At 71.3% G+C, this 20444-nt stretch carries 16 protein-coding genes and 1 pseudogene; 5 read left to right on the top strand and 12 right to left on the bottom strand.

Translation table 11 applies throughout. The features are described 5' to 3' along the window. Positions 1-274 precede the first annotated feature (274 nt). Positions 275-562, top strand: a pseudogene (locus ACZ5NH_RS10990) (cupin domain-containing protein); the annotation flags it as partial. Here ACZ5NH_RS10990 and ACZ5NH_RS10985 read toward each other — a convergent pair. From ACZ5NH_RS10985 to ACZ5NH_RS10950, 8 genes are all read right to left on the bottom strand, one after another. Next, entirely contained in the window at positions 540-1553 is a 1014-nt protein-coding gene (locus tag ACZ5NH_RS10985; RefSeq protein ID WP_468774326.1) for a DNA polymerase Y family protein, read from the bottom strand. The pseudogene ACZ5NH_RS10990 and the gene ACZ5NH_RS10985 sit on opposite strands and share 23 nt — an antisense overlap. Beyond that, positions 1550-4987, bottom strand: a complete 3438-nt coding sequence (locus ACZ5NH_RS10980; RefSeq protein WP_468774324.1) for a DNA polymerase III subunit alpha — start codon at positions 4985-4987, stop codon at positions 1550-1552. Before ACZ5NH_RS10980 ends, ACZ5NH_RS10985 begins: the two co-directional genes overlap by 4 nt. Before the next feature lie 272 nt (positions 4988-5259). Beyond that, on the bottom strand, positions 5260-6159 hold the full coding sequence (locus ACZ5NH_RS10975; RefSeq protein WP_468774322.1) for a S1 family peptidase: 900 nt from the start codon (positions 6157-6159) through the stop codon (positions 5260-5262). A gap of 230 nt (positions 6160-6389) precedes the next feature. Continuing rightward, positions 6390-7178, bottom strand: a complete 789-nt coding sequence (locus tag ACZ5NH_RS10970; protein WP_468774320.1) for a DUF1684 domain-containing protein — start codon at positions 7176-7178, stop codon at positions 6390-6392. 23 nt (positions 7179-7201) lie between these two features. Then, complete coding sequence (locus ACZ5NH_RS10965) at positions 7202-7363, bottom strand: hypothetical protein (RefSeq protein WP_468774318.1); 162 nt, start codon at positions 7361-7363, stop codon at positions 7202-7204. A 3-nt stretch (positions 7364-7366) separates the two neighbouring features. Beyond that, positions 7367-8128, bottom strand: coding sequence for an amino acid ABC transporter ATP-binding protein (locus tag ACZ5NH_RS10960; protein WP_468774316.1), 762 nt, complete (start codon positions 8126-8128; stop codon positions 7367-7369). After that, entirely contained in the window at positions 8125-9885 is a 1761-nt protein-coding gene (locus tag ACZ5NH_RS10955; RefSeq protein ID WP_468774314.1) for an FAD/NAD(P)-binding protein, read from the bottom strand. The genes ACZ5NH_RS10960 and ACZ5NH_RS10955 overlap by 4 nt, the downstream gene beginning before the upstream one ends. Continuing rightward, positions 9882-10739, bottom strand: a complete 858-nt coding sequence (locus tag ACZ5NH_RS10950; protein WP_468774312.1) for an amino acid ABC transporter permease — start codon at positions 10737-10739, stop codon at positions 9882-9884. Before ACZ5NH_RS10950 ends, ACZ5NH_RS10955 begins: the two co-directional genes overlap by 4 nt. Before the next feature lie 405 nt (positions 10740-11144). Here ACZ5NH_RS10950 and ACZ5NH_RS10945 point away from each other — a divergent pair, with 405 nt between their 5' ends. Next, positions 11145-12068, top strand: a complete 924-nt coding sequence (locus ACZ5NH_RS10945; protein ID WP_468774310.1) for an ABC transporter substrate-binding protein — start codon at positions 11145-11147, stop codon at positions 12066-12068. Between the two features lie 23 nt (positions 12069-12091). Here ACZ5NH_RS10945 and ACZ5NH_RS10940 read toward each other — a convergent pair whose 3' ends face one another. Next, entirely contained in the window at positions 12092-13273 is a 1182-nt protein-coding gene (locus tag ACZ5NH_RS10940) for a DUF5685 family protein (protein WP_468774308.1), read from the bottom strand. A gap of 268 nt (positions 13274-13541) precedes the next feature. Between ACZ5NH_RS10940 and ACZ5NH_RS10935 the strand changes: the two genes are divergently transcribed. Next, positions 13542-13979, top strand: a complete 438-nt coding sequence (locus tag ACZ5NH_RS10935; RefSeq protein WP_388626574.1) for a cell division protein SepF — start codon at positions 13542-13544, stop codon at positions 13977-13979. Positions 13980-14015: 36 nt separating this feature from the next. On the opposite strand, the gene ACZ5NH_RS10930 is transcribed toward ACZ5NH_RS10935, so the two are convergent. Together ACZ5NH_RS10930 and ACZ5NH_RS10925 are read right to left on the bottom strand one after the other, a co-directional pair. Further along, a complete protein-coding gene (locus ACZ5NH_RS10930; RefSeq protein WP_388626576.1) occupies positions 14016-15206 on the bottom strand; it encodes an acyl-CoA dehydrogenase family protein in 1191 nt (396 codons plus the stop codon). Between the two features lie 98 nt (positions 15207-15304). After that, a complete protein-coding gene (locus ACZ5NH_RS10925) occupies positions 15305-16921 on the bottom strand; it encodes an MFS transporter (protein WP_468774305.1) in 1617 nt (538 codons plus the stop codon). 260 nt (positions 16922-17181) lie between these two features. Between ACZ5NH_RS10925 and ACZ5NH_RS10920 the strand changes: the two genes are divergently transcribed. Beyond that, positions 17182-18498, top strand: a complete 1317-nt coding sequence (locus tag ACZ5NH_RS10920) for a glycosyltransferase family 39 protein (protein ID WP_468774303.1) — start codon at positions 17182-17184, stop codon at positions 18496-18498. Positions 18499-18735: 237 nt separating this feature from the next. Beyond that, a complete protein-coding gene (locus ACZ5NH_RS10915) occupies positions 18736-19764 on the top strand; it encodes a phosphatase PAP2 family protein (RefSeq protein ID WP_468774301.1) in 1029 nt (342 codons plus the stop codon). Between the two features lie 106 nt (positions 19765-19870). On the opposite strand, the gene ACZ5NH_RS10910 is transcribed toward ACZ5NH_RS10915, so the two are convergent. Next, positions 19871-20086: an I78 family peptidase inhibitor gene (locus tag ACZ5NH_RS10910; RefSeq protein WP_153544274.1), complete on the bottom strand. Its 216-nt coding sequence runs from the start codon at positions 20084-20086 to the stop codon at positions 19871-19873. Positions 20087-20444 lie beyond the last annotated feature (358 nt).

Genomic DNA, 20444 nt, shown 5'->3' with positions numbered 1-20444 from the left:
GCAATTCGGACGGTCAGGGGTGGCCGGGGTTGGGGGAGTGGCCCACGCCGGCCACTCCCCCAACCCGCCGCAACGGCGCTGTACCCGGACGCCGTGGTCCGGCGGTGCCCGGCAACGCAGCACCCGGGCGGTGCCGACAACACGGGCACAGCTTCTCGGGTACTTGCGATCAGCGCCGCTTCCGGCGCGTGGGGGCGCCCCCCGCGGTCGAGAAGGCCCTCAACCCCGCGCACCCCAGCGGAGCGGCTCCGCAGCAAGGAGCTGTGCGCCTGGCGAGGAGCTGTGCGCCTGGCGAGGGGAGATTCCGGCCGGCACCAAGGCGCCCGCGCACACCGTCAACCGCGAGGAGATCTTCCATCTGCTCGTGGGCGAACTGCTGATCACCCTCGACGGCCGCACCGACCGCATCGGCGCGGGCGGCACGGTGATCATCAATCCCGGCGCCACCCTGGCCGTGGAGAACCCGACCGATCACACCGCGCTGTCCTGGGTCACCACCTCCGTCGGCCTGCAGGCGGAGCTGGCCGACGGCACCCGCATCACGCCGCCCTGGGCCAATTGACCGACGAGGAGCCGCCGCCACGCCCCAGCGCCCCCGGCATCACCGCCCTGGGCCCGAACTTGGCCCGTGCGCGGTCCGCGACCTCCTCGATCCGGCGGACCCGCTCGTCCACGGGGTCGAAGGTGAGCTGGTGGGAGGCCTGGTCGGCCGGGGCCAGGCTCTCCACGCGCAGGGCGAGCGCGCGGACCCGGGCGCGCTGCAGGCCGAGCGCCTCGTACATGCCGTAGGCCGCCCTGGTCAGGGCCGCCGAGTGCGCGGTCGGCTCCTTCAGGGTGCGGCTGCGGGTGGTCGAGGACCGGTCGGCGTAGCGCACGGTGAGGGTCAGGGTGCGGCAGACCTTCCGCACCGCGCGCAGCCGGGCGCCCAGCTCCTCGGCGGCGGACAGCAGCGCCCTGCGGTGCCGACCGGGGTCCAGCTCGTCGAGGTCGAAGGCGCGTTCCGTGGCCAGCGACCGCGAGACGGCGTTGGGCACGACCCGCCCCCGGTCGATGCCGCTCGCCTTCTCGTGCAGCTCACGGCCGGCCTTCGCACCGATCAGCCGCTGGAGCGTGGACAGCGGCGCACCGGCGACCAGGCCCAGGGTGTCCAGGCCGTACTCGCTCAGGGTGCGGGCGGTCGCCGCGCCGACGCCGGGCAGCGCGGACACGGGCCGCTCGGCGAGGAACTCCGCGATGCCGTCCGGGTCCTCGGGCACGACACACGTCACCCCGGGCCGGGCGTCGCGCAGCGCCACACGGGCCAGCATCGGGCCGGGACCGGCGCCGATCACACAGTCGACGCCGTGCAACGCGAGGGCCCGCACCCGGATCACCGAGGCCAGCTCCACCGCGCTGCGCCCGAAGTACCGTTCGGCACCGCGCAGATCGGCCAGCGCCCCGTCCGGCGGCAGCGCCTCCACGACCGGGGTGAAGTCCTCCAGCAACCCGAGCAGCCCCGGCAGGGCCGCCTCGTGCATCGGCGGCAGCTGGAAACGTACGCAGAGAATGGTCATCCCGCACTCCCCGGACTCTGGTGCCACAACTTCCTTACCGCAGCAGGCCCTTGTGCGGCCTCCTGCCCCGCGGGCCGCAGATCGGCCCACGGATGCATCTGGTATCCGGTCGGCAGCTGGATCCGCCGTCCACCGGTCGGATCGCCGCCCGCGCCCTCGGCCACGGGCTCCGCGAGCCGCGCCGCCACCTCGTCGAGACCGCCCTCGGCACGCAGCTCGACCAGCTCGGCGAGGTTCCAGGCGGCGGACCCCACCACACTCAGACTGCGCGGACCGCGCCGCTGCACCACTCCCCGCACCAGCAGCAGCCACGAGTGGAAGACGGTGTGGGCGCACGCGTCGTGCGAGTCGTCGAAGAACGCCAGGTCGACCAGCCCCGTGCCGTCGTCCAGCGTGGAGAAGATGACCCGCTTGCCGGAGCGGATCGGCGGGGTCTGGGTGGCCGCCTTGGCGCCCGCGACCAGCACGGTCTCACCGTGCCGCGCCTCGCGCAGCTGCCGCGCGGAGACCACGCCCAGCTCCCTGAGGAACTCCCGGTGGTCGTCCATCAGATTGCGCGAGGCGTCCATGGACAGCACACCCAGCTCGGCGCTGAGCCGTTCCGCCGACGTCAGATCCGGCAGCCCCGCCGGCGCGGTCTTCCGCCCGCCCGCCAGCGGCAGCTGTCCGCCTCCACCGCCCCGGGCACCCCGGTGCAGCTCGGTCAGATGCAGTTGCAGATCGCGCCGGTTGGCACCGAAGGCGTCCAACGCCCCCACCTGGGCGAGCCTCTGCGCCAGCGGCCGGCTCGGCCGCGCCCGCTCCCAGAAGTCCACCAGGGAGGAGTACGGCTGCCCGTCCGCGATCCTTTTCGCCTCGGCCTCGCTGATGCCGTGCACATCGGAGAGGGCGAGTCGCAGCCCCCACACCTCCGACTCGGACACCAGTTCGATCCGATGAGCGACCCCGGACACATTGACGTCCAACGGCAGGATCGGCACCCCGCGCCGCCGCGCATCCGCCAGCAGCAACCGCTTCGGATACATCCCGGGGTCGTGCGTGAGCAGCCCGGCGTAGAAGGCGGCCGGATGATGGGCCTTCAGCCAGGCCGACTGGTACGTCGGCACGGCGAAGGCGACCGCATGCGCCTTGCAGAATCCATAGGACCCGAAGGCCTCCACGATCTCCCAGGTCCGCCGAATCGTTTCCGCTCCATACCCCCGAGCCGCCGCCTGCTGCGCGAACCACACCTTGATCCGCCCCTGCGACTCCGGATCGGACAACCCCCGCCGCACCCGGTCGGCCTCACCACGCCCACACCCGGTCATGATCGCGACGATGTCGATGACCTGCTCATGAAAGACAACGACGCCGTACGTCCCCCGCAAGGGCCCTTCCAGGTCCGGATGCGGATAGCGCACCGGCGCCCGCCCGTGCCGCGCCTCGATGAAGGGCCGCACCATGTCGGCGGCGACGGGCCCGGGCCGGAACAGCGAAATGTCGACAACCAGATCATGAAAGGTACTCGGCTGCAGCCGCCCCACCAGATCCCGCTGCCCGGGCGACTCGATCTGGAAGCACCCCAGCGTCTCGGTGGACCGAATCAGCCGATAGGTCTCCGGATCCCCCGCCGGCACCGCGTCCAGGTCGATCCGCTCCCCCGTCACCCGCTCCACCTCGGCGACCGCGTGCGCCATGGCCGACTGCATCCGCACGCCCAGCACATCGAGCTTGAGCAGCCCGAGGTCCTCCACGTCCTCCTTGTCGAACTGCGACATCGGCAGCCCCTCACCGCTGGTCGGCACCACCGGCGTACGGGCGAGAAGCGAGGCGTCGGACAGCAGCACCCCGCACGGATGCATGGCGACCCCGCGCGGCAGGGCATCGAGCGCCTCGACGAGCTCCCACAGCCTGCCGTACCGCTCCCCTTCCCGCTGAAGCTCCCGCGCGAGCCGCTTCAGCTCGGGCAGCTCCTCCAGCGCGGCGCGCGCGTCCCGGGCCCGGATGTGCGGAAAGGACTTGGCCACCCGATCGATCTCACCCGGATCCATGGACAGGGCGGCACCCACATCCCGGATGGCATGCCGCACCCGATAGGTCTCCGGCATGGACACGGTCGCCACCCGCTCGGTACCGAACCGGTCGATGATCGCCCGGTAGACCTCCAGCCGCCGGGCGGACTCCACATCGATGTCGATATCGGGCAGCACCACACGCTCCTTGGAGAGGAAGCGCTCCATCAGCAACCCGTGCTCGACCGGATCGGCGTGCGCGATACCCAGCAGATGATTGACGAGGGAGCCCGCACCGGAACCACGAGCGGCCACCCGGATCCCCATCTCCCGCACGTCGTCGACCACCTGAGCAACTGTCAGAAAGTAAGAGGCAAAGCCATGGTGGGCGATGATGTCCAGCTCATGGTGCATGCGCTCCCAGTACGCGCGCCGGCCGCCGTACCCGAGCCGCACCATCCCGGCCACCGCCCGCGAGGCAAGGGCCCGCTGGGCGGAGCGCCGCCCGGCACCCACCAGATGCGCCTCGGGAAAGTGAACGGTCCCGATACCGAGATCCGCCTCGGGATCGACCCGGCACTCGGCGGCCGTGGCCAGGGTCTGCTCCAGCAGCCGATGAGCGGTGTCCTGCCGATACCCGGCGGCCTCCACCACCCGCTCGGCGACATGCAGCATGGTCTGCGCGTCCTTCAGCCAGGCCTCGCCGGAGTCCAGCTCCCCGCGCGGGTCGATCGGCACCAGCCGCCGCGCGGCATCCAGCACATCGGCAACGGGCCCCGCGCCGGGATCGGCATACCGGACGGCGTTGCTGAGCACCGGCCGGACCCCCTGCTCGGCGGCGAACCCGACGGTACGGGCGGCCAGCCGCAGCGAGCCGGGCCCCGTACCCGTACGCCCATGCCACACAGCCTCCAGCCGCAGCGCATCGCCGTAGACCTCACGCCACGCCCCGAGAAGCTCCGCGGCCCGGTCGGGACGCCCCGCGGCGAGGGCGCGCCCCACGTCCGACCCCGGACCGAGCAGCACGGTCAGGCCGTCGCCATGACTGTCCGGCCAGGGCAGCAGAGGCAGCCCCTCTCCCCCGTGCGCCGCCGTGACGATCCGGCACAGATCGGCCCATCCCCGGGCCCCGTCCCGGGCAAGAAAGGTCACCCGAGGAGCCGACTCGTCCACGAAGGCCCCACCCCGCACCGGCACCTTCCGCCGCGCACGCCGCACGGCCTCGGCCTCGCCCACCGCCAGATCCACCCCGAAGACCGGCCGCACCCCCACCCCGGCGCAGGCCTTGGCGAAGCGCACCGCCCCCGCGACGGTGTCACGATCGGTGAGCGCGAGCACGTCCATCCCCCGCTCCGAGGCACGCTCGGCCAGCCGCTCCGGATGGGATGCCCCGTACCTCAAGGAGAACCCGGAGACGGTGTGCAGATGCGCGAAGCCCGGCACACGCACCTCCCGCACTCGTGAGCCCCGAACAGCTCTCGAACATCAGTTCCCAACTTCCACCCCCACCATACCCCCATTCTCGAACGCGTGTACGACATCCATCAGACGGCATCCCACCTGCACAAACGCCACAAAAGAACGGTGAGGACATGACACAACCACCCGCAGCCCACCCACCCGGTGCGACAGGCACGACAAAGCCGCAGAGGAGAGCGCACGCAAGAAGCCCCCGCACACCACAAGGGCATGCGGGGGCCGACGGGAGCGGAGCGTCAGGGCAGCGTGACCCCGTAGTAGCTCAACGCCTCGGTCACCGGCTGGAAGAACGTCGTACCACCGGAGGTGCAGTCACCACTGCCCCCGGACGTCAGCCCGTACGCCACGGTCCCCGCGTACAGCGGACCACCGCTGTCGCCGCCCTCGGCGCACACCGTGGTCTGGATCAGCCCGTAGACGATGTCCCCGTTGCCGTAGTTGACGGTGGCGTTCAGCGCGGTGACCCGCCCGCTGTGCGTACCGGTGGTGGAACCCCGCCGGTACACGGTCGTGCCCACGGACGGCGTGGCCGCGCTCGTGATGGACTGGCTGCCCACCGAACTCGGGTGCGAGATCGAGGAGTTGGTGTACCGCACCAGTGCGAAGTCATTACCCGGGAAGCTGTAGCCGACATTGGTGCCGAGCACCGTGGTGTGGCTGGAGTTGCTGTACCAGGTGGAGGCCACCTGGCCGCAGTGACCTGCGGTGAGGAAGTAGTACGTGCTGCCGCTGTGCACGTTGAAGCCGAGCGAGCAGCGGTACTGACCGCCGTAGATGGCGTCGCCGCCGGTGATCAGCTTGTTGAACCTGCCGGGGGTGTGCTTGATGGTGAGCGCGCCCGCGTCGGCGCCGGCCTGCCGCTCGATCTTGGCGATCTCGGCCTTGGACACCGTGCTGTCGACGGTGACGACGACGTGGTTGGTCTTGCTGTCCACCGCCCAGGCCGTACCGGGTATGTCGGCCTTGAGGACGGCCGAGTCGGCCTTGGTGAGCTGGGTGGCGCTGAACGTGTGGGCGTCATTCGCGTTTGCCGTGGGGGCGGCGAACGCGGCCGCGGCCAGGAAGCCGGTGGCCACGGCGATCAGCCGGGTCCGTCTCGCGGTGCCGCTGCCGGAAGTGGTGCGCTTGATCCTCACTTTTCGTTCCCTCCCAGGGGAAGTCGGGGGCCCGCGTGGGGTCGGGGCCCGTGAGGCGCAGCCAGGAGGGGAGCGCCGGATTCCGCACACGCGTGCCCCCTGACAAGCGCTGAGGGGGAGTATTCGGCCGAACGACCGGTCGCCACAAGAGTGCCTTTCGGCCGTTGGCTTTTAAACCATCTTTACGCGAACGTCCCCTGACGCCGGCTCAGCGCACGCTCCGCGCACCCTCACCGCCCGCTCACCACCCGCTCCCCCGCCTCGACCGCCACGTCCAGCGTGTTGCCGGGCGGCGGGAAGGGGCAGATGAAGTGGTCGGCCAAGGCGCACGGCGGGAGTTGGGCGCGGTTGAAGTCGACGGTCGTGCGCCCCTCGACGTCGGGCGCGGCCGGGTAGAGGAAGCGGAACCGGAAACTGGTGTCGCCGCTGGTGGCGTCGGCGAACACCGCCCACAGCAGCCCGTCGCCCTGCTGGGCGACCCGCAGCGTCAGCTCCTGCCCCTCCAGGGTGAAGGCGAGCTCGCCGGCGAGGGCGAGCCCCCGCTCGCGCCCGTCCGCGTTGCCGACCCGCACGGTGCGGGTGTCGTCGTACGGCGTGAACCGCCCCGGCACCGACCAGCGGTCGTCGTACGGGGTGGCCTCGATGCCCTCGAAGGCGCGGCGGGCGGCGGAACCGGGGTCGTAGACCCGCACCCCCCACACACCCTCGCGCACCAGCACGACCAGCCGCTTCTCCCCCAGCGCGACGCGCGCCTCCGCCACCGGTCCGAGGTCGGCGGCGAGCCGTACCTCACCCGCGAACGGCCGCCCGTCCACCCTCAGTCCGGCGGCTTCCACGGCGGTGAGCACCACGCCCTCCCCATCGGCCACCCAGGTCCCGGGAATGTCCGGAAGTCGCCCTTCCGGATGGTCCTCGACCCAGTGCGTGGCGGTCAGCGCGAGCGGCCCGTAGGGCGCGGAGACCTTCTCGACCCGCTGCTCGTGCCACTGTTTCCACGCATCGGCTGCGTCCGTCGTCATGCCGTCGTTCCTTTCATCTGCGATCAGCCTTCCCGTGCCGGGTGTGCCGGCCCGAGATGGGAGCGGAGGGTGGCGCCCTGGTATTCCGTGCGGAACACGCCAGCTCGACGTACGGCACCGAAACGGTCCGGCAGATCGACGGCGGCGGCGAGATGCAGCGGCCCACGGCCGTACGAGGCGCCCATGTCTCACAGCACCTTCGCCAGGAACGCCCGCGTCCGCTCGTGCCGCGGCCGGTCCAGCACCTCGCCCGGCGGCCCCTGTTCGACGATCCTGCCGTCGGCCATGAACACCACCGTGTCGGCGACCTCGCGGGCGAACGCGATCTCGTGCGTGACGACGATCATCGTCGTGCCCCGAGCCGCCAAGTCCCGGATGACGTCGAGGACCTCGCCGACCAGCTCGGGATCGAGCGCCGAGGTCGGCTCGTCGAACAGCAGCAGCCCGGGCTCCAGCGCGAGTGCCCGCGCGATGGCGACGCGCTGCTGCTGCCCGCCGGACAGTTGCCGTGGGTACGCGTCGGCCCTGTCGCCGAGCCCGACCCGCTCCAGGAGCCGGCGCGCGCCCTCCACCGCCTCCTTGCGGGGCCGTTTCAACGCGGACACCGGGGCCTCGACGACGTTGTCGAGGACCGTGAGGTGGGGAAAGAGGTGGAAGTTCTGGAAGACGAACCCGATCCGGGTGCGCTGTCGCAGCACCTCGCGCTCGGGCAGTTCGTACAGCTTGTCCCCGGCGCGCCGGTACCCCATCAGCGAGCCGTCGACGCTGATCTCGCCCCGGTCCACCTTCTCCAGATGGTTGATGGTGCGCAGCAGCGTGGACTTGCCGGAGCCGGAGGGGCCGAGCACGACCGTCACCTCACCGGCGCGCACCTGGAGATCGATGCCCTTGAGGACGTCGAGCGGGCCGAAGCTCTTGTGCACCGACCTGATGTCGACCATGACGCTCATCGCGCGGGTTCCCTTTCGAGTGAGGTGCTCAGGAAGGCCAGCGCCGCCCGGGCGGTGGCGTCGTTCTGCCGGAACGCGGCCCCGCCGGTGCGCGGCCGGGTGAAGGCGCCGGGGGTACGGGCGTCGGTGTACGGGCCGAGCGCGAAGCGCCGGGGATGCGGTCGCCCGGCGCCGTCGAGGATCCGGCCGTCGCCGGGGTCGACGCGGAGCAGTCCGTCGGGCGTCTCGGCGGCGCCGTCGGTGTGCAGTGCGCGCAGCAGGCGGTCGCGGGCCCGGCCGACGGTGGGCTCGGGCAGCCGGGCCTCGACCAGCGCCCGGGCCTCGACGACGAAGCCCGGCACGGTGGGACTCGTGGCACGGAACACCCCGTCCGCGGCGGTGACGGACATGTCGGCGCCGACGAACCTGAGCAGGCCGGCCCGGGACAGCGCGAGCATCTGCCGCAGCCGGGGTCCGGGCGGCCCGGACGCCAGGTAGCTGAAGAATCCGTGCCACCACGGGCCGATGTTCCCGAGGCGGACGAGCTGCCCGTAGACGGAGAGCAGCCCGAGGAAGACACCGAGGTCCGCGCTGTACGACGGATCATGACGGCGTCTCAGGTCCGCCTCGACATACCGCCGCAGGCCCTCCTGGAAGTCCTCGTGCGAGGCATGGCGCACCCCGTCCAGCGGATGATCGAGCGCGGTGAGGTCGAGCCGGTCGGCCGGATCGGGCACGGCGGCGGCGACCAGCGCCTGCACCTCGGCGGCGTCGCTCGCGGCCGCGTACTTCTCCTCGAAGTCGGCCCAGGCCATCGCCGTACGCTCGGCGTGGGCGGTGAAGAGGCGGTGATAGTGGGCAAAGCCCAGCTCCTTCTCCACCAGCGGCCACACATCGCGCCGGAAGTCGAGGCCGCCGGGACGGGCCTGCAGGGCCTCGACCTGGGCCGGGCCGAGGAAGCGGGGCAGCGGGGGCCGGTCGCCGGTCCAGTCGTAGCCGATCTTCGCGTGGTACGGCACTCCGCGCCGCGAGCCGACGTGGAGCACCGGCTCCCGCCCCGAGGGAAGGTAGGTGTCGCCCTGGTACCGCCCGCCGCGCCCCTCGGTGAGCAGCACCATCAGGTCGACGAAGGCCAGCCCGAAGCCGCGGACGAGAACGGGTTCGCCGGGCCTCAGCGGGGACAGGTCGCTGTCGGCGGTGAAGTCGGGCGGCAGGTGCACCAGGTCGTGCTCGCGGGCGTACGCGGCCAACTCCGCCTGATCACCGTCGAGCTGGGCGTCCAGATGGCCGATGGCGAAGATCACCAGGTCGGCGGCAAGGGGACGCGGATCACCCTCCAGCCACACCTGCTGGCGGCCCTCGCGCGGGCCGCTGATCCGCAGGGCGCGCCGGGGATGGTGCCGCACGGTGATGCCCGCGGGCAGCTCGGCCCGGGCTCGCTCGTACACCCAGCGCAGATAGCGGCCCTGGAGCTGCCGGTCGGCGAAGGTGCCGCCGTCGAGGCCTGCCCACTCGTGCAGGGTGGGGCCCTCGCGCACCGGTCCTTCCATGGCCACCGTCTCGTCGGTGAACATGGTGACGTCCTCGGCGTGCGAGTTCATCCACAGCAGCGGGGACTGCTCCTGCCGCCAGATACGGCCGCCACCCGGCGGATGCGGGTCGACCAGATGGATGTCGAGGCCCCGGCCGGCGTACAGCTCGGGGGCGTTGGCGGCGATGCGCTCCAGCAGTCCGGTCCCCCGCGGCCCGGCTCCCACGATCACCAGCTGCGGCCTCATCGGGCGTGCTCCGTGCCACGCGCGTAGTACTTCTCGATGTAGTGCTGTCCCAGGCCGAGAGCCGAGGTGACGACCGCGTACCAGAGGGTCGCGACCATCAGCAGCGGGATGACCTGGTAGGTCCGGTGGTAGATCAACTGGGCGGAGAACAGCAGGTCGTCGACGGCTATGACGCTGACGATCGAGGTGCCCTTGAGGGTGCCGACGAGCATGTTGCCGGCGGGCGGCACGATGGCGCGCATGGCCTGCGGCAGCACGATCCGCCACCAGCGCCGCGACCGGCTCAGGCCCAGCGCCTGGGCGGCCTCGATCTGCCCGCGGTCGACGGAGAGGATGCCGGCCCGGACGACCTCGGCGGCGAAGGCGGCCTCGTGCAGGGTGAGTCCGACGATCGCGACGGCGACCGGGGTGAGCAGGTTGACGGTCTTCACGCCGAACACCTGCGGGTACAGCGCCCCGATGTTGAACCACAGCAGCAGCTGCACCAGGATCGGGATCGAGCGGAACAGCCACACGTAGCCCCAACCGACCGCGCGCAGCACGGGGTTGGCGGAGAGCCGGAAGGCGGCGAGCAGGGTGCCCAGCGCGAAGCCGAGGACCATCACGACCGCGGTGAGCCACAGCGTGAGCCAGAGCCCGCGCAGAATGGAGCCGGTGGTGAAGTAGTCGGCGACGACGTCCCATTGGAACGCCTTGTTGCGCAGGACGGAGTTGACGGCGAGGGCGAGCAGCACGAGGACGACGACGGCTGCCCCCCACTGGCCGTACCGGCGCCGCGGGACGATCCGCGGGACGTCCGCGGGCTCGGGAATGCCCGGGGCGGCGGGGGGTTTGGCGAGGGTGTCGGATGACATGCGAAGGCTCCGTGACGCGAAGAGACGTCAGAACACGGGTGATGCCTTCACACGGACGCGCCGTGCGGCGCGGGTACGGCCGAGCCCCTCAGCAGGGCCGTCCACCGAGAGTACGTGGGTGTTTCCCTTCGCTGTCAAGGCTGTCCGAACTGTGAGCCGTACATCTCAAGTCAGTTGACGCGGAACCGGATGCCTGTTCCACTTGGCCCATGCATCCACAGCAGTGGCTGGTCACCCGCTCCCACATCGACTTCGGTCGCGTGTGGTCCTCTTCCTGTTGAGCTGACCCCCTGCATGCGCCTGCCCTCGGGCGGGCGCACTCGCGTTCTCCCTTTTCCTCGCCTTCACACGCGCACCCCTCCCCTCGCGCTCTGCACCCTTTCCGCTCCCAGGAGACCGCAACCGATGCGCACGCTTCATTTTGTACCTTTTGTCGGCATTACGTCGGCCGCCCTGCTCCTCACCGCCTGCGGGTCGGGCGGGGCGGGCACAGCCCCGGTGGCGGCCAAGTCCGACGATGTGCCCACCGCCGACGTCGTCTCCGCCGAGCAGAAGGACGAGGCGGCGGCCAGGCTGCTGCCCGCCGGCACCACCCGCCTCACCGTCGCCATCAGCGTCGGCGGCACCCCGCCCGGCACCACGTACCTCTCCGACGGCAAGACGCTGACCGGCCAGGACGTCGACTTCACCAAGGCGGTCGCCAAGGTGCTCGGCCTCAGGCTGAAGGTGGAGCAGGCGAGCTTCGAGGCGATCCTGCCCGCGCTGGACAGCGGGAAGTACGACTTCGGCGCCTCCAACTTCGGCGTCACCGACGAGCGCCGCAGAACCATCGACTTCGTCACCTACATCAACGACGGCCAGGGCTTCGCCACCCGCAAGGACAGCAAGCTGACGCGGGTCACCGACCTGAAGCAGCTCTGCGGGCTGAACGTGGCGACCGGCGCCGGCACGACCTTCGAGGCCACGCTGGAGGAGAACAAGCACGTGTGCACCGACGCGGGCAGGAAGCCCTACCAGGTGCAGACCTACTCCGAGCCGAGCGCGATCTGGTCCTCGGTCCAGCAGGGCCGCAGCGACGTGGTGATGTCCACCATCAACGGCCTGCGCTACGCCGTGGCCCACCAGCCGGGCCTGAAGTTCCTGAACGAGTACCACCGCCTGGACGTGGGCTTCGCCTTCAAGAAGGGCAGCAGGCTCACCCCCGCCTTCCGGGCGGCGGTGAACAGGCTGCTGGCCGACGGCACGTACGAGAAGATCCTCGGGAAGTGGGGCACGGCGGGCTCGGCCATCACCAGGTCGCGGATCAGTCCGCCGGAGCTGAAGAACTGAGCGAGACGGTCACAGGGGCACCGTCACAGGCCGCAGTCACCACACGAGCAGCACTCACAGCACTCGCAGCACTGGCAGGCCTCGCAGCACGACAGGTCGCAGTCACAGTCGCAGTTGGCACAGCACCCCTCGCGCTTCTTCCGCGACCAGGGACCCTCGAACTCGTCGGCGCAGCACACCTTGCAGGTGCAGCACAGGCCGAGGGCGGCCGCGCAGCCGGCCCAGAAGCCGCGCTTGTCAGGGTGCGGCGGCTGCCCGCCGAAGGGGTTGCCGTACTGGTGGCCCGGCGTTTTCGGCGCGTGGTGGCCGGGCGGCGGTCCGAAGGAGGCCTCGGGCGCGTGTCCGCACGCGCGCGTGCCGAACGCGCGGTCCACCGAGCGCTCCAGTTCGTGCACGAGCAGCAGATGGACCAGCCTGCCGTGGGCGAACTCGGCCTCCCGCAGGGCGAGCCGGATGCCGTGCACGGCGTCGTCGGCGAGCCGGCGGACCTCGGCACGGGAGGTGCCGGTGGCGGTGAGGGGGTTCCAGGCGCCCGACGCGGCGTCGGCCTCCTGGTCCTCCACGGCGTCCAGCAGATGTGCGAGCCGCCCGAAGAGCCGGCCGGCCTCCGCGAGCGGCTGTGCATTGCCCGGCCGTCCGGCCAGCACCGCGGTGTGGGCGAAGGCGGCGGCGGTCGCGCTCTCGGTCGGCTCGGTGACCGTCAGGATCGGGGTGCCGTATCCGGCGAGGGTCTCCAGGCCGAGCTGCCGGCCTGCGGCTTCGACGAGGACGCCGGTGTCGAAGCCGACCGCGGCGCCGCTGTGGGCGCCGGCCCTGCCCCAGCCCGCGGCGACGCGGCGCGCGGCGGCGGCCACGGGCCGACGGGCCAGCAGCCCGTCCCGGTCGGCGACATGGTCGCGCACCTTCACCGCGGCGAGCACCAGCGAGACGGCGGCGGCGAGCCGGGCACCCTCGCCCTGGGCGACGGAGGCGGTGCGCATCCCGCGCAGCGCGCACGGCCCGGCCGTACGGCGGCCGTCGGCGGTCGGTCCGGTCTGAGCCTCCGTCAGGACCGATATGAGAAGGCCGTCATAGTTCGTCACGATGCGCGCGAGCTGCCCGTGATCGCGGCGCAGGGCGAGGCAGAGCCCGCACAAGTGCGCCATCCACTCGGCCTTGAGGCCTTCGCCGAGCCGATGAGAGCACGGTCTGACGATTCCGAACACGACGATCCCCCGTGGTGTGGTACGACGTTGACGTTCACCCGTACGCACCGATCATCACCCATCCGCCGCCGACAATCATATTTCACTCTCAGTCAGCAGGCGTATGAGTCGCGACCCTTGGGGCACAAGGGCTCTCGACGGATCGGCTGTGCACCAGTACCGTCACAAACCCCCCGCGCGGCGTCTATCCACTTGGCGCGCCGTCCGCATCATGGATGACCATAGGGACACGGAAAGCAGAAAAAGACCGCTGTGAGAGGAGGCGTCCATGGGATCGGTACGCAAGGCGAGTGCGTGGCTCGGCCTCGTCGACGACAACGATGACGAGCGTTACTACGACGACGAGTACTCCGAGGGCTCCGAATCCGGGGACGCCTGGGTCACCGACCCGCGGGTGAAGGTGGCCTCGGACACGGCCGAGGAGAAGGGCCGCCGGATCGGCACGGTCACCCCGGACAGCTTCCGGGACGCCCGCGCCATCGGCGAGCTGTTCCGGGACGGGGTCCCGGTCATCATGAACCTCACCAACATGGAGCCCGGCGACGCCAAGCGCGTGGTGGACTTCGCGGCGGGGCTCATCTTCGGTCTGCGCGGCTCGATCGACCGGGTGTCCAACCGGGTGTTCCTGCTCACCCCGGCCGACACCCAGATCATCAGCGGTGAGGCGTCCGCCCACCGCGAGGACGGCTTCTTCAACCAGAGCTGAGGCAGGGCCGCTCACCGGCCCCGCCCGCCCCGGTGCTCACCGGAAGGCGTCGAGCCCGGTGAGCGCCTTGCCCAGCACGAGCTGGTGCATCTCGACGGTGCCCTCGTAGGTGAGCACCGACTCGAGGTTGGTCGCGTGCCGCATCACGGGGTATTCGAGCGAGATCCCGTTGGCACCGAGGATGGTCCGCGCCGTACGGCAGATCTCGATGGCCTCGCGGACGTTGTTGAGCTTGCCGAAGCTGACCTGCTCGGGACGCAGGCGGCCGGCGTCCATCCGCCGCCCCAGATGGTGGGCGAGCAGGATCCCCTTGTGCAGTTCCACCGCCATGTCGGCGAGCTTGGCCTGGGTGAGCTGGAAGCCGCCGATGGGCCGCCCGAACTGCTCCCGCGTCCTCGCGTAGTCGACCGCCGCCTCGAAGCTGCTGCGCGCCGCGCCCATCGCACCCCAGACGATGCCGTACCGGGCGTGGGACAGACAACTGAGCGGTCCGCGCAGTCCAGTGACCTCCGGGAGTACGGCGTCCGCGGGCAGTCGTACGTCGTCCATCACCAGTTCGCTGGTGACGGAGGCGCGCAGGGACCACTTGTGCTTGATCTCGGGCGCCGAGAAGCCGGGGGTGTCGGTGGGGACGACGAAGCCGCGGATGCCGTCCTCGGTCTGCGCCCAGACGACGGCCACCCCGGCGACCGACCCGTTGGTGATCCACATCTTGCGGCCGCTGAGCACCCAGTCGTCGCCGTCACGCTTGGCGTGGGTGCGCATGGAGGCGGGGTCGGAGCCGTGGTCGGGCTCGGTCAGCCCGAAGCAGCCGATCACCTCGCCGGCCGCCATGCGGGGCAGCCACTGGAGCTTCTGATCCTCGCTGCCGAACCGGTGGATCGCGTACATGGCGAGGGAGCCCTGCACGGAGACGAGGGACCGGATGCCCGAGTCCGCCGCCTCCAGCTCCAGGCAGGCCAGGCCGTACTGCACGGCCGTCGCCCCCGCACAGCCGTACCCCGTCAGGGACATGCCGAGGGCACCGATGGAGCCGAGTTCGCGCGCGAGTTCACGGATGCCGGGCAGCTCCCCCTTCTCGTACCACTCGGCGACGTACGGCAGCACCCGGTCCGCCGCCCAGGCCCGCACGGTGTCCCGCACGGCCAGGTCCTCCGGTTCCAGCAGGTCGTCGATCCCGAGCGGGTCGGCGGGATCGAAAGGGGGCAACTTCGCGGACGCGGACATGGGACACCCTCCGGCACACAGAAAACTAGCACCGCTAATCACTTATGTGCCGCCGACGTTACGGTGCGGTGTCCTGCACGTCCAGTACGTCGGGCACGTCAGGCGGAGACGCGGGACTCCACCACTTCCCGCTGCGCGGGCAGCTCCAGCGCCTCCACCGCCGCCGGTGACTGCGCGCACTGCATGACCCGCGGCAGCCGCAGCGCCATCACCGCGCCCAGCAGCAACAGCCCCGCGCTCACCAGCAGCGTGACATGCAAGCCGTGCACGAAGGAGTCCCGGGCGACCCGGCGCAGCGCGGCACCGGTGGATCCGCCCAGCCGCCCGGCGACGGCGTAGGCCTCGCCGAGCGAGTGACCGGCCGCGTCCGAGGCGTGCCGCGGAACGCCCGGCACCGCTCGCAGATGCGGTGCGTAGGCCGCGTTCATCACGCTGCCCAGCAGCGCGATGCCGATGCCGGCGCCCAGCTGGTACGAGGTCTCGCCGATCGCCGCCGCGCCGCCGGCCTGCTCCGCCGGGGTCTCGCTGAGCATCGACTCGTACGCCCCGAAGAGCGTGGTCTCCAGACCGAAGCCGAGAAGGACGAAACCGGAGAGCAGCAGCGGCGCGTTGTCGGTGCCGCCCATCGCGGTGAGCGTCAGGACCGCGGCGGCGGTGAGACAGAAGCCGAAGCAGACCATCCGGCGCGGCCCGAAACGGCGCAGCAACCGCGCGCCCGCCAGGCCCGCCGCCATCGCGGCGACGGTCAGGGGCAGCAGCCTCAGGCCGGTCTGCAGCGGGGAGAGCCCGAGCACCAGTTGCAGATACTGGGCGGCGATCAGCTCCAGGCCGACGAGCGCGAGCATCGCCAGCACGATGCAGCCGACCGAGGTGCTGAACGCGGGCCGGCGGAACATCCGCAGGTCCACCAGCGGATGCGCAAGCCTGCGCTGCCGCCGTGCGAAGAAGAAGAGGAGGGCCGCGCCGGCCAGCAGCGGCAGCACGGTGAAGGGGCTCGCCGGTGCCTCGCCGCCGCCCAGCCGCTTCACGCCGAGGACCACACCGAACAGTCCTCCGGCCGCCATCAGGGCACCGACGACGTCCCAGGGACCGCGCCGGTCACCGCGCGACTCGGGCAGCAGGATCCGGCCCACCGGGAGGCTGATCAGCATCAGCGGGATGTTGACGAGGAAGACCGCGCCCCACCAGTAGTGCTCCAGCAGGAAGCCGCCGAGCAGTGGGCCGACGGCCGCGCCGACGGCGGCCACCGCGCTCCAGACGCCGATGGCGAGCGCGCGTTCGCGCCGGTCGGGGAAGACCTGACGGAGGATCGACAGGGTCGCCGGCATGATCATGGCGCCGCCGACGCCGAGCAGCGCGCGGGCGAGGATGAGCATCTCGGCGGTCTGCGCGAAGGCGGCCAGGGCGGAGGCGACGCCGAAGAGGCCGTAGCCGAGCAGCAGGACGCGTCTGCGGCCGACCCGGTCGCCGAGGGTGCCGAAGAGGATCAGCAGCGAGGCGCAGACCAGCGGATAGACGTCGACGATCCAGAGCAGTTCTATGGCGCCGGGCTTGAGGTCCTCGGTGACGGCGGGGACCGCCACGTGCAGCACGGTCGCGTCGAGGGCGACGAGCAGCAGGCTGGTGCAGAGGACGACGAGGACGACCCAGCGGTTCGCACCGGGCCCGGCCGTCCTACGGCGCGGCCGTACGGCAGCCGTGGTCGTCCCGGACATGTACGTACCTCCCAGATGTGCCGCGCGTGGGGCGGACCGACGGGGTGGGGACTCCCTGTCGTACGGCCGGAGAGGAGCGGGGTCTCCGGCCCGCGCACAACCCACGCGGGTGACTCGTCAGCGTACGCGAGTTCGCCACGGGGGCACGTGGCGGACCTCTCACACGCGGGACGGAACCCGTGTGGCGTACGCCACTTCGTTCCCCCTTGACCACGCCCCGGGGGCCGGTGCGGTTCCGCCACCCGTCGATAATCGAGTCCGTGACCGGTCTTGACACGCGTGTGGCCCCAGCCCACGCCCCACTTCTCCGCCGGGCGATCCCGGCCCTCCTGGGCTATGCGGCGGTCCGCGCCCTGGGGCTGGTCGTGCTGGCGTTGTGGAGCGCCGCGCGCGGCAAGAGCGCGTACACCCTGCTGACCGCGCGCTGGGACTCGCTCTGGTACACGCGGGTCGCCGAGCTGGGGTACGGCTACGAGGTGCGGCTGCCGAACGGCGATGTGCACTCCAATCTGGCGTTCTTTCCGTTGCTGCCGTGGCTGGAGCGGCTGGGGCACGCGGCCCTTCCGCTGTCGTACGCGGACGCCGGTTTCGTGGTCGGCCTGCTCGCCTCGCTCGCCGCGGCCTGCGGGATCTTCGCCGTCGCCGAGCGGGTGTACGGGCCCCGGGTGGGGATCTGCGCCGTACTGCTGTGGGCGGTGCTGCCGGTCGGGATCGTGCAGTCGATGGCGTACAGCGAGTCGCTGTTCACGGCGCTGGCGGCCTGGTCGCTGTACGCGCTGCTGACCGGCCGGTGGATCACCGCGGGCACACTGGCGGCGCTGGCGGGGCTGACCCGGCCGGTGGGGGCTGCGGTTGTCGCGGCGGTGTGGGTGGCGGGCATGCTCTCGTTCGTGCGGGACCGGAGCACGATGCGCACGCCCGGCGCACACAACACCGAACACGCCCAGGCGCCCACACCCGGCGCATCCGACAGCACGCGCGCCCCGGCGCACACGCCCGGCGTGGAGGCCGCTTCATACAACCCTCATATCCCTGAGGCCCCGGCGGACACCCCCGCCCCAAGCGCCCCACCCGCCCCGACGTGGCGCCGGGCCCTCGGCATGGTGATCTCGCCGCTAGGGGCCGCCGGTTATGTGCTCTGGGTCGGACAGTGGACCGGTAGGGGATTGCTCGGATACCTGGACGTCCAGGCCGGATGGCGCAATGGGTTCGACGGCGGCTATGCGTTCGCGCGCTTCGTGGCCGGCAAGTTCACGTCATTTCCGTCCGCGTTCGCCGGCGCCGGTCTGATCATCGGGGTCGCCCTGCTGCTGTGGCTGTACGTGACCGGCGTCCGCCGGCGTCAGCCGGTCGAACTGCTGGTGTACACGGGTGTCGTCCTCGCCCTCGCCCTGTGCGCGTCGAGCTACTTCGGCTCCAAGCCGCGGCTGCTGATGCCGGCGTTCCCCGTGCTGCTGCCGCTCGCCTGCGCCCTCGCCCGGCTGCGCACCTCCCGATCCGCGCTGCTCACCGGCGGGTTGGCGGTCGCCACGGCGGTCTACGGGGCCTTCTGGCTGAACGGCTCCGGCCCCCCGTGATCGACTTCGGCGGCCGATGACGCCCCGGAAAATTCCGCGCCAGGACCGGGTTAACGCATTCATAAGCGCTATATAAACAACGCCCGGCATGATCAAAGGAATTGAAGGGAACGGCCTCACAGGATTGCGGAATGCCTGAAATTCGGGGCGCCCTTGAGAGGTTTCCCACATCACATCGTCATCACAAAGCCGCTGTTTCGACCGGGAACACAGCTCACTCGCTGTAACGTCGATTGGGTGCGTACCGAACGAAACCTCACCCGGCGTCTGGACCGGGTGTTCGCCAGACTCGACCGTGAGCCGGAACGACCGGCCCACATCGATGTGCCGAGGATGAGCCGGCACCGCGTCGTTCTGTTCACGGCGACCCTGGCTTTCTACCTGGCGATCGTGTGGGCCGTGGTGATCACGTCCTGGCTGGTCCGGCTCGACTGGCAGGTCATGTTCTTCCGGCCGTACCAGCAGTGGCCGCAGATCCACGCCTTCCTCGACTACTACGTGGTGCTCGGCCAGCGCGGCCCCACCGCGGTGATGGTCGCGGCCTGGCTCGGCTGGCGCTCGTGGCGGCAGCACACCCTGCGCCCGCTGCTCACCCTGGCCACCTCCCTGCTCCTGCTGAACATCACGGTCGGCGCCGCCAAGCTCGGCATGGGGCGCCTCGGTCCGCACTACGCGACCGTGATCGGCTCGAACGAGATGGGCCTGGGCGGCGATATATTCCCCAGCGGCCACACCGCCAACGCGGTCGTGACCTGGGGCATCCTGGCCTATCTGGCCTCCACCCCGAGAGCGCGCCGCTGGCTGTCGGCGCTGTCCGCGATCACGGCGCTGGGCGTCGGCCTCACCACCGTCTACCTCGGTACGCACTGGCTGAGCGACGTGCTGCTGGGCTGGGCCGCCGGCCTGCTGATCCTGCTCGCCCTGCCGTGGTTCGAGCCGCTGATCGCCAGGGCCGAGACCGCGCTGTTCGACCTGCGCGACCGCTGGCGCGCCCGCAGCAGCCGGCCCGTGCCCGAACCGGCCGTCCCGGTCACGCCGGTGGTGCTCAGGCCGGCTCGCGCCCCGGCCGGGCAGCCGGCCCCGGCGCGCGAGCCCGCCGCCTCGACCCGTGCCTCCAGAGGGCTGGCGCATCTGGCCCCGGGACCGCACACGACCCGCTCGGAACGCACCCCGGTCACCCCGGCCGGCAGCCGCCGCCCGCCACACGCCGACCACCGCGTGCCGCGCGGCACGACCCAGCCGGCCCGGCCGCTGACGGGCGGCTGACGCCGGGCCCGGTACGCACAACGGCCCCGCGCATACGACGAAGGCCCCGCTTCCCGAAGGAGGGAAACGGGGCCTTCGCCCGGTACGCGTCCAAATGGCGCGGCCCTCAGCCTTTCCAGGCGCGAGCCACCACGCCCTCCCGCACCTCGAAGTTCAGCCGGCCCACCCGGTACTCCATGGTGATGATCGCGCCCGGCGGCAGCGACCGTACGGTCGACCAGCCACGCTCCCGAGCGAGCCGCTCGGCGTGCGCGGCGTCGAGGCCGACGTACCCGTCCGGACTGTCCTGGGGCTCCGCTGGCGGAGTGGGAATCGGTGCCATGCCGCCACGCTACCGCGCAGCGCAAGGTAAGAGTCGTATCCGGCTCCCGTCACACTTCTGTCACAGCTGCCCGACCGCGTTTCCCTCGAACTCCATCACACGTACGGGCGTTTCCACAGGGTGCACCGGGGTAATCGAACAGAATTCACGCGCCCCTGAGCAACCCGCCGAATTACCCGCCGGAAAGTTCCGCCGCCGGGATCCGGACGGGCCCCGGGGGTGTGAATCCCCGCGCAATCCGGCAGCGCGGCCGGGCCATCTGACGCCGCATGGGAATTTTCACGGATTCAGCACATCAGCGCCACGCCCCCTGTCGGAACGGGTGACCCCGCGAGCATCATGGCGCCGGTCCGCGGGT

The organism is Streptomyces sp. NPDC031426 (assembly GCF_055581585.1).
Note: the sequence above shows the minus strand (reverse complement) of the source record. Positions and strands in the feature narration are given on the sequence as shown.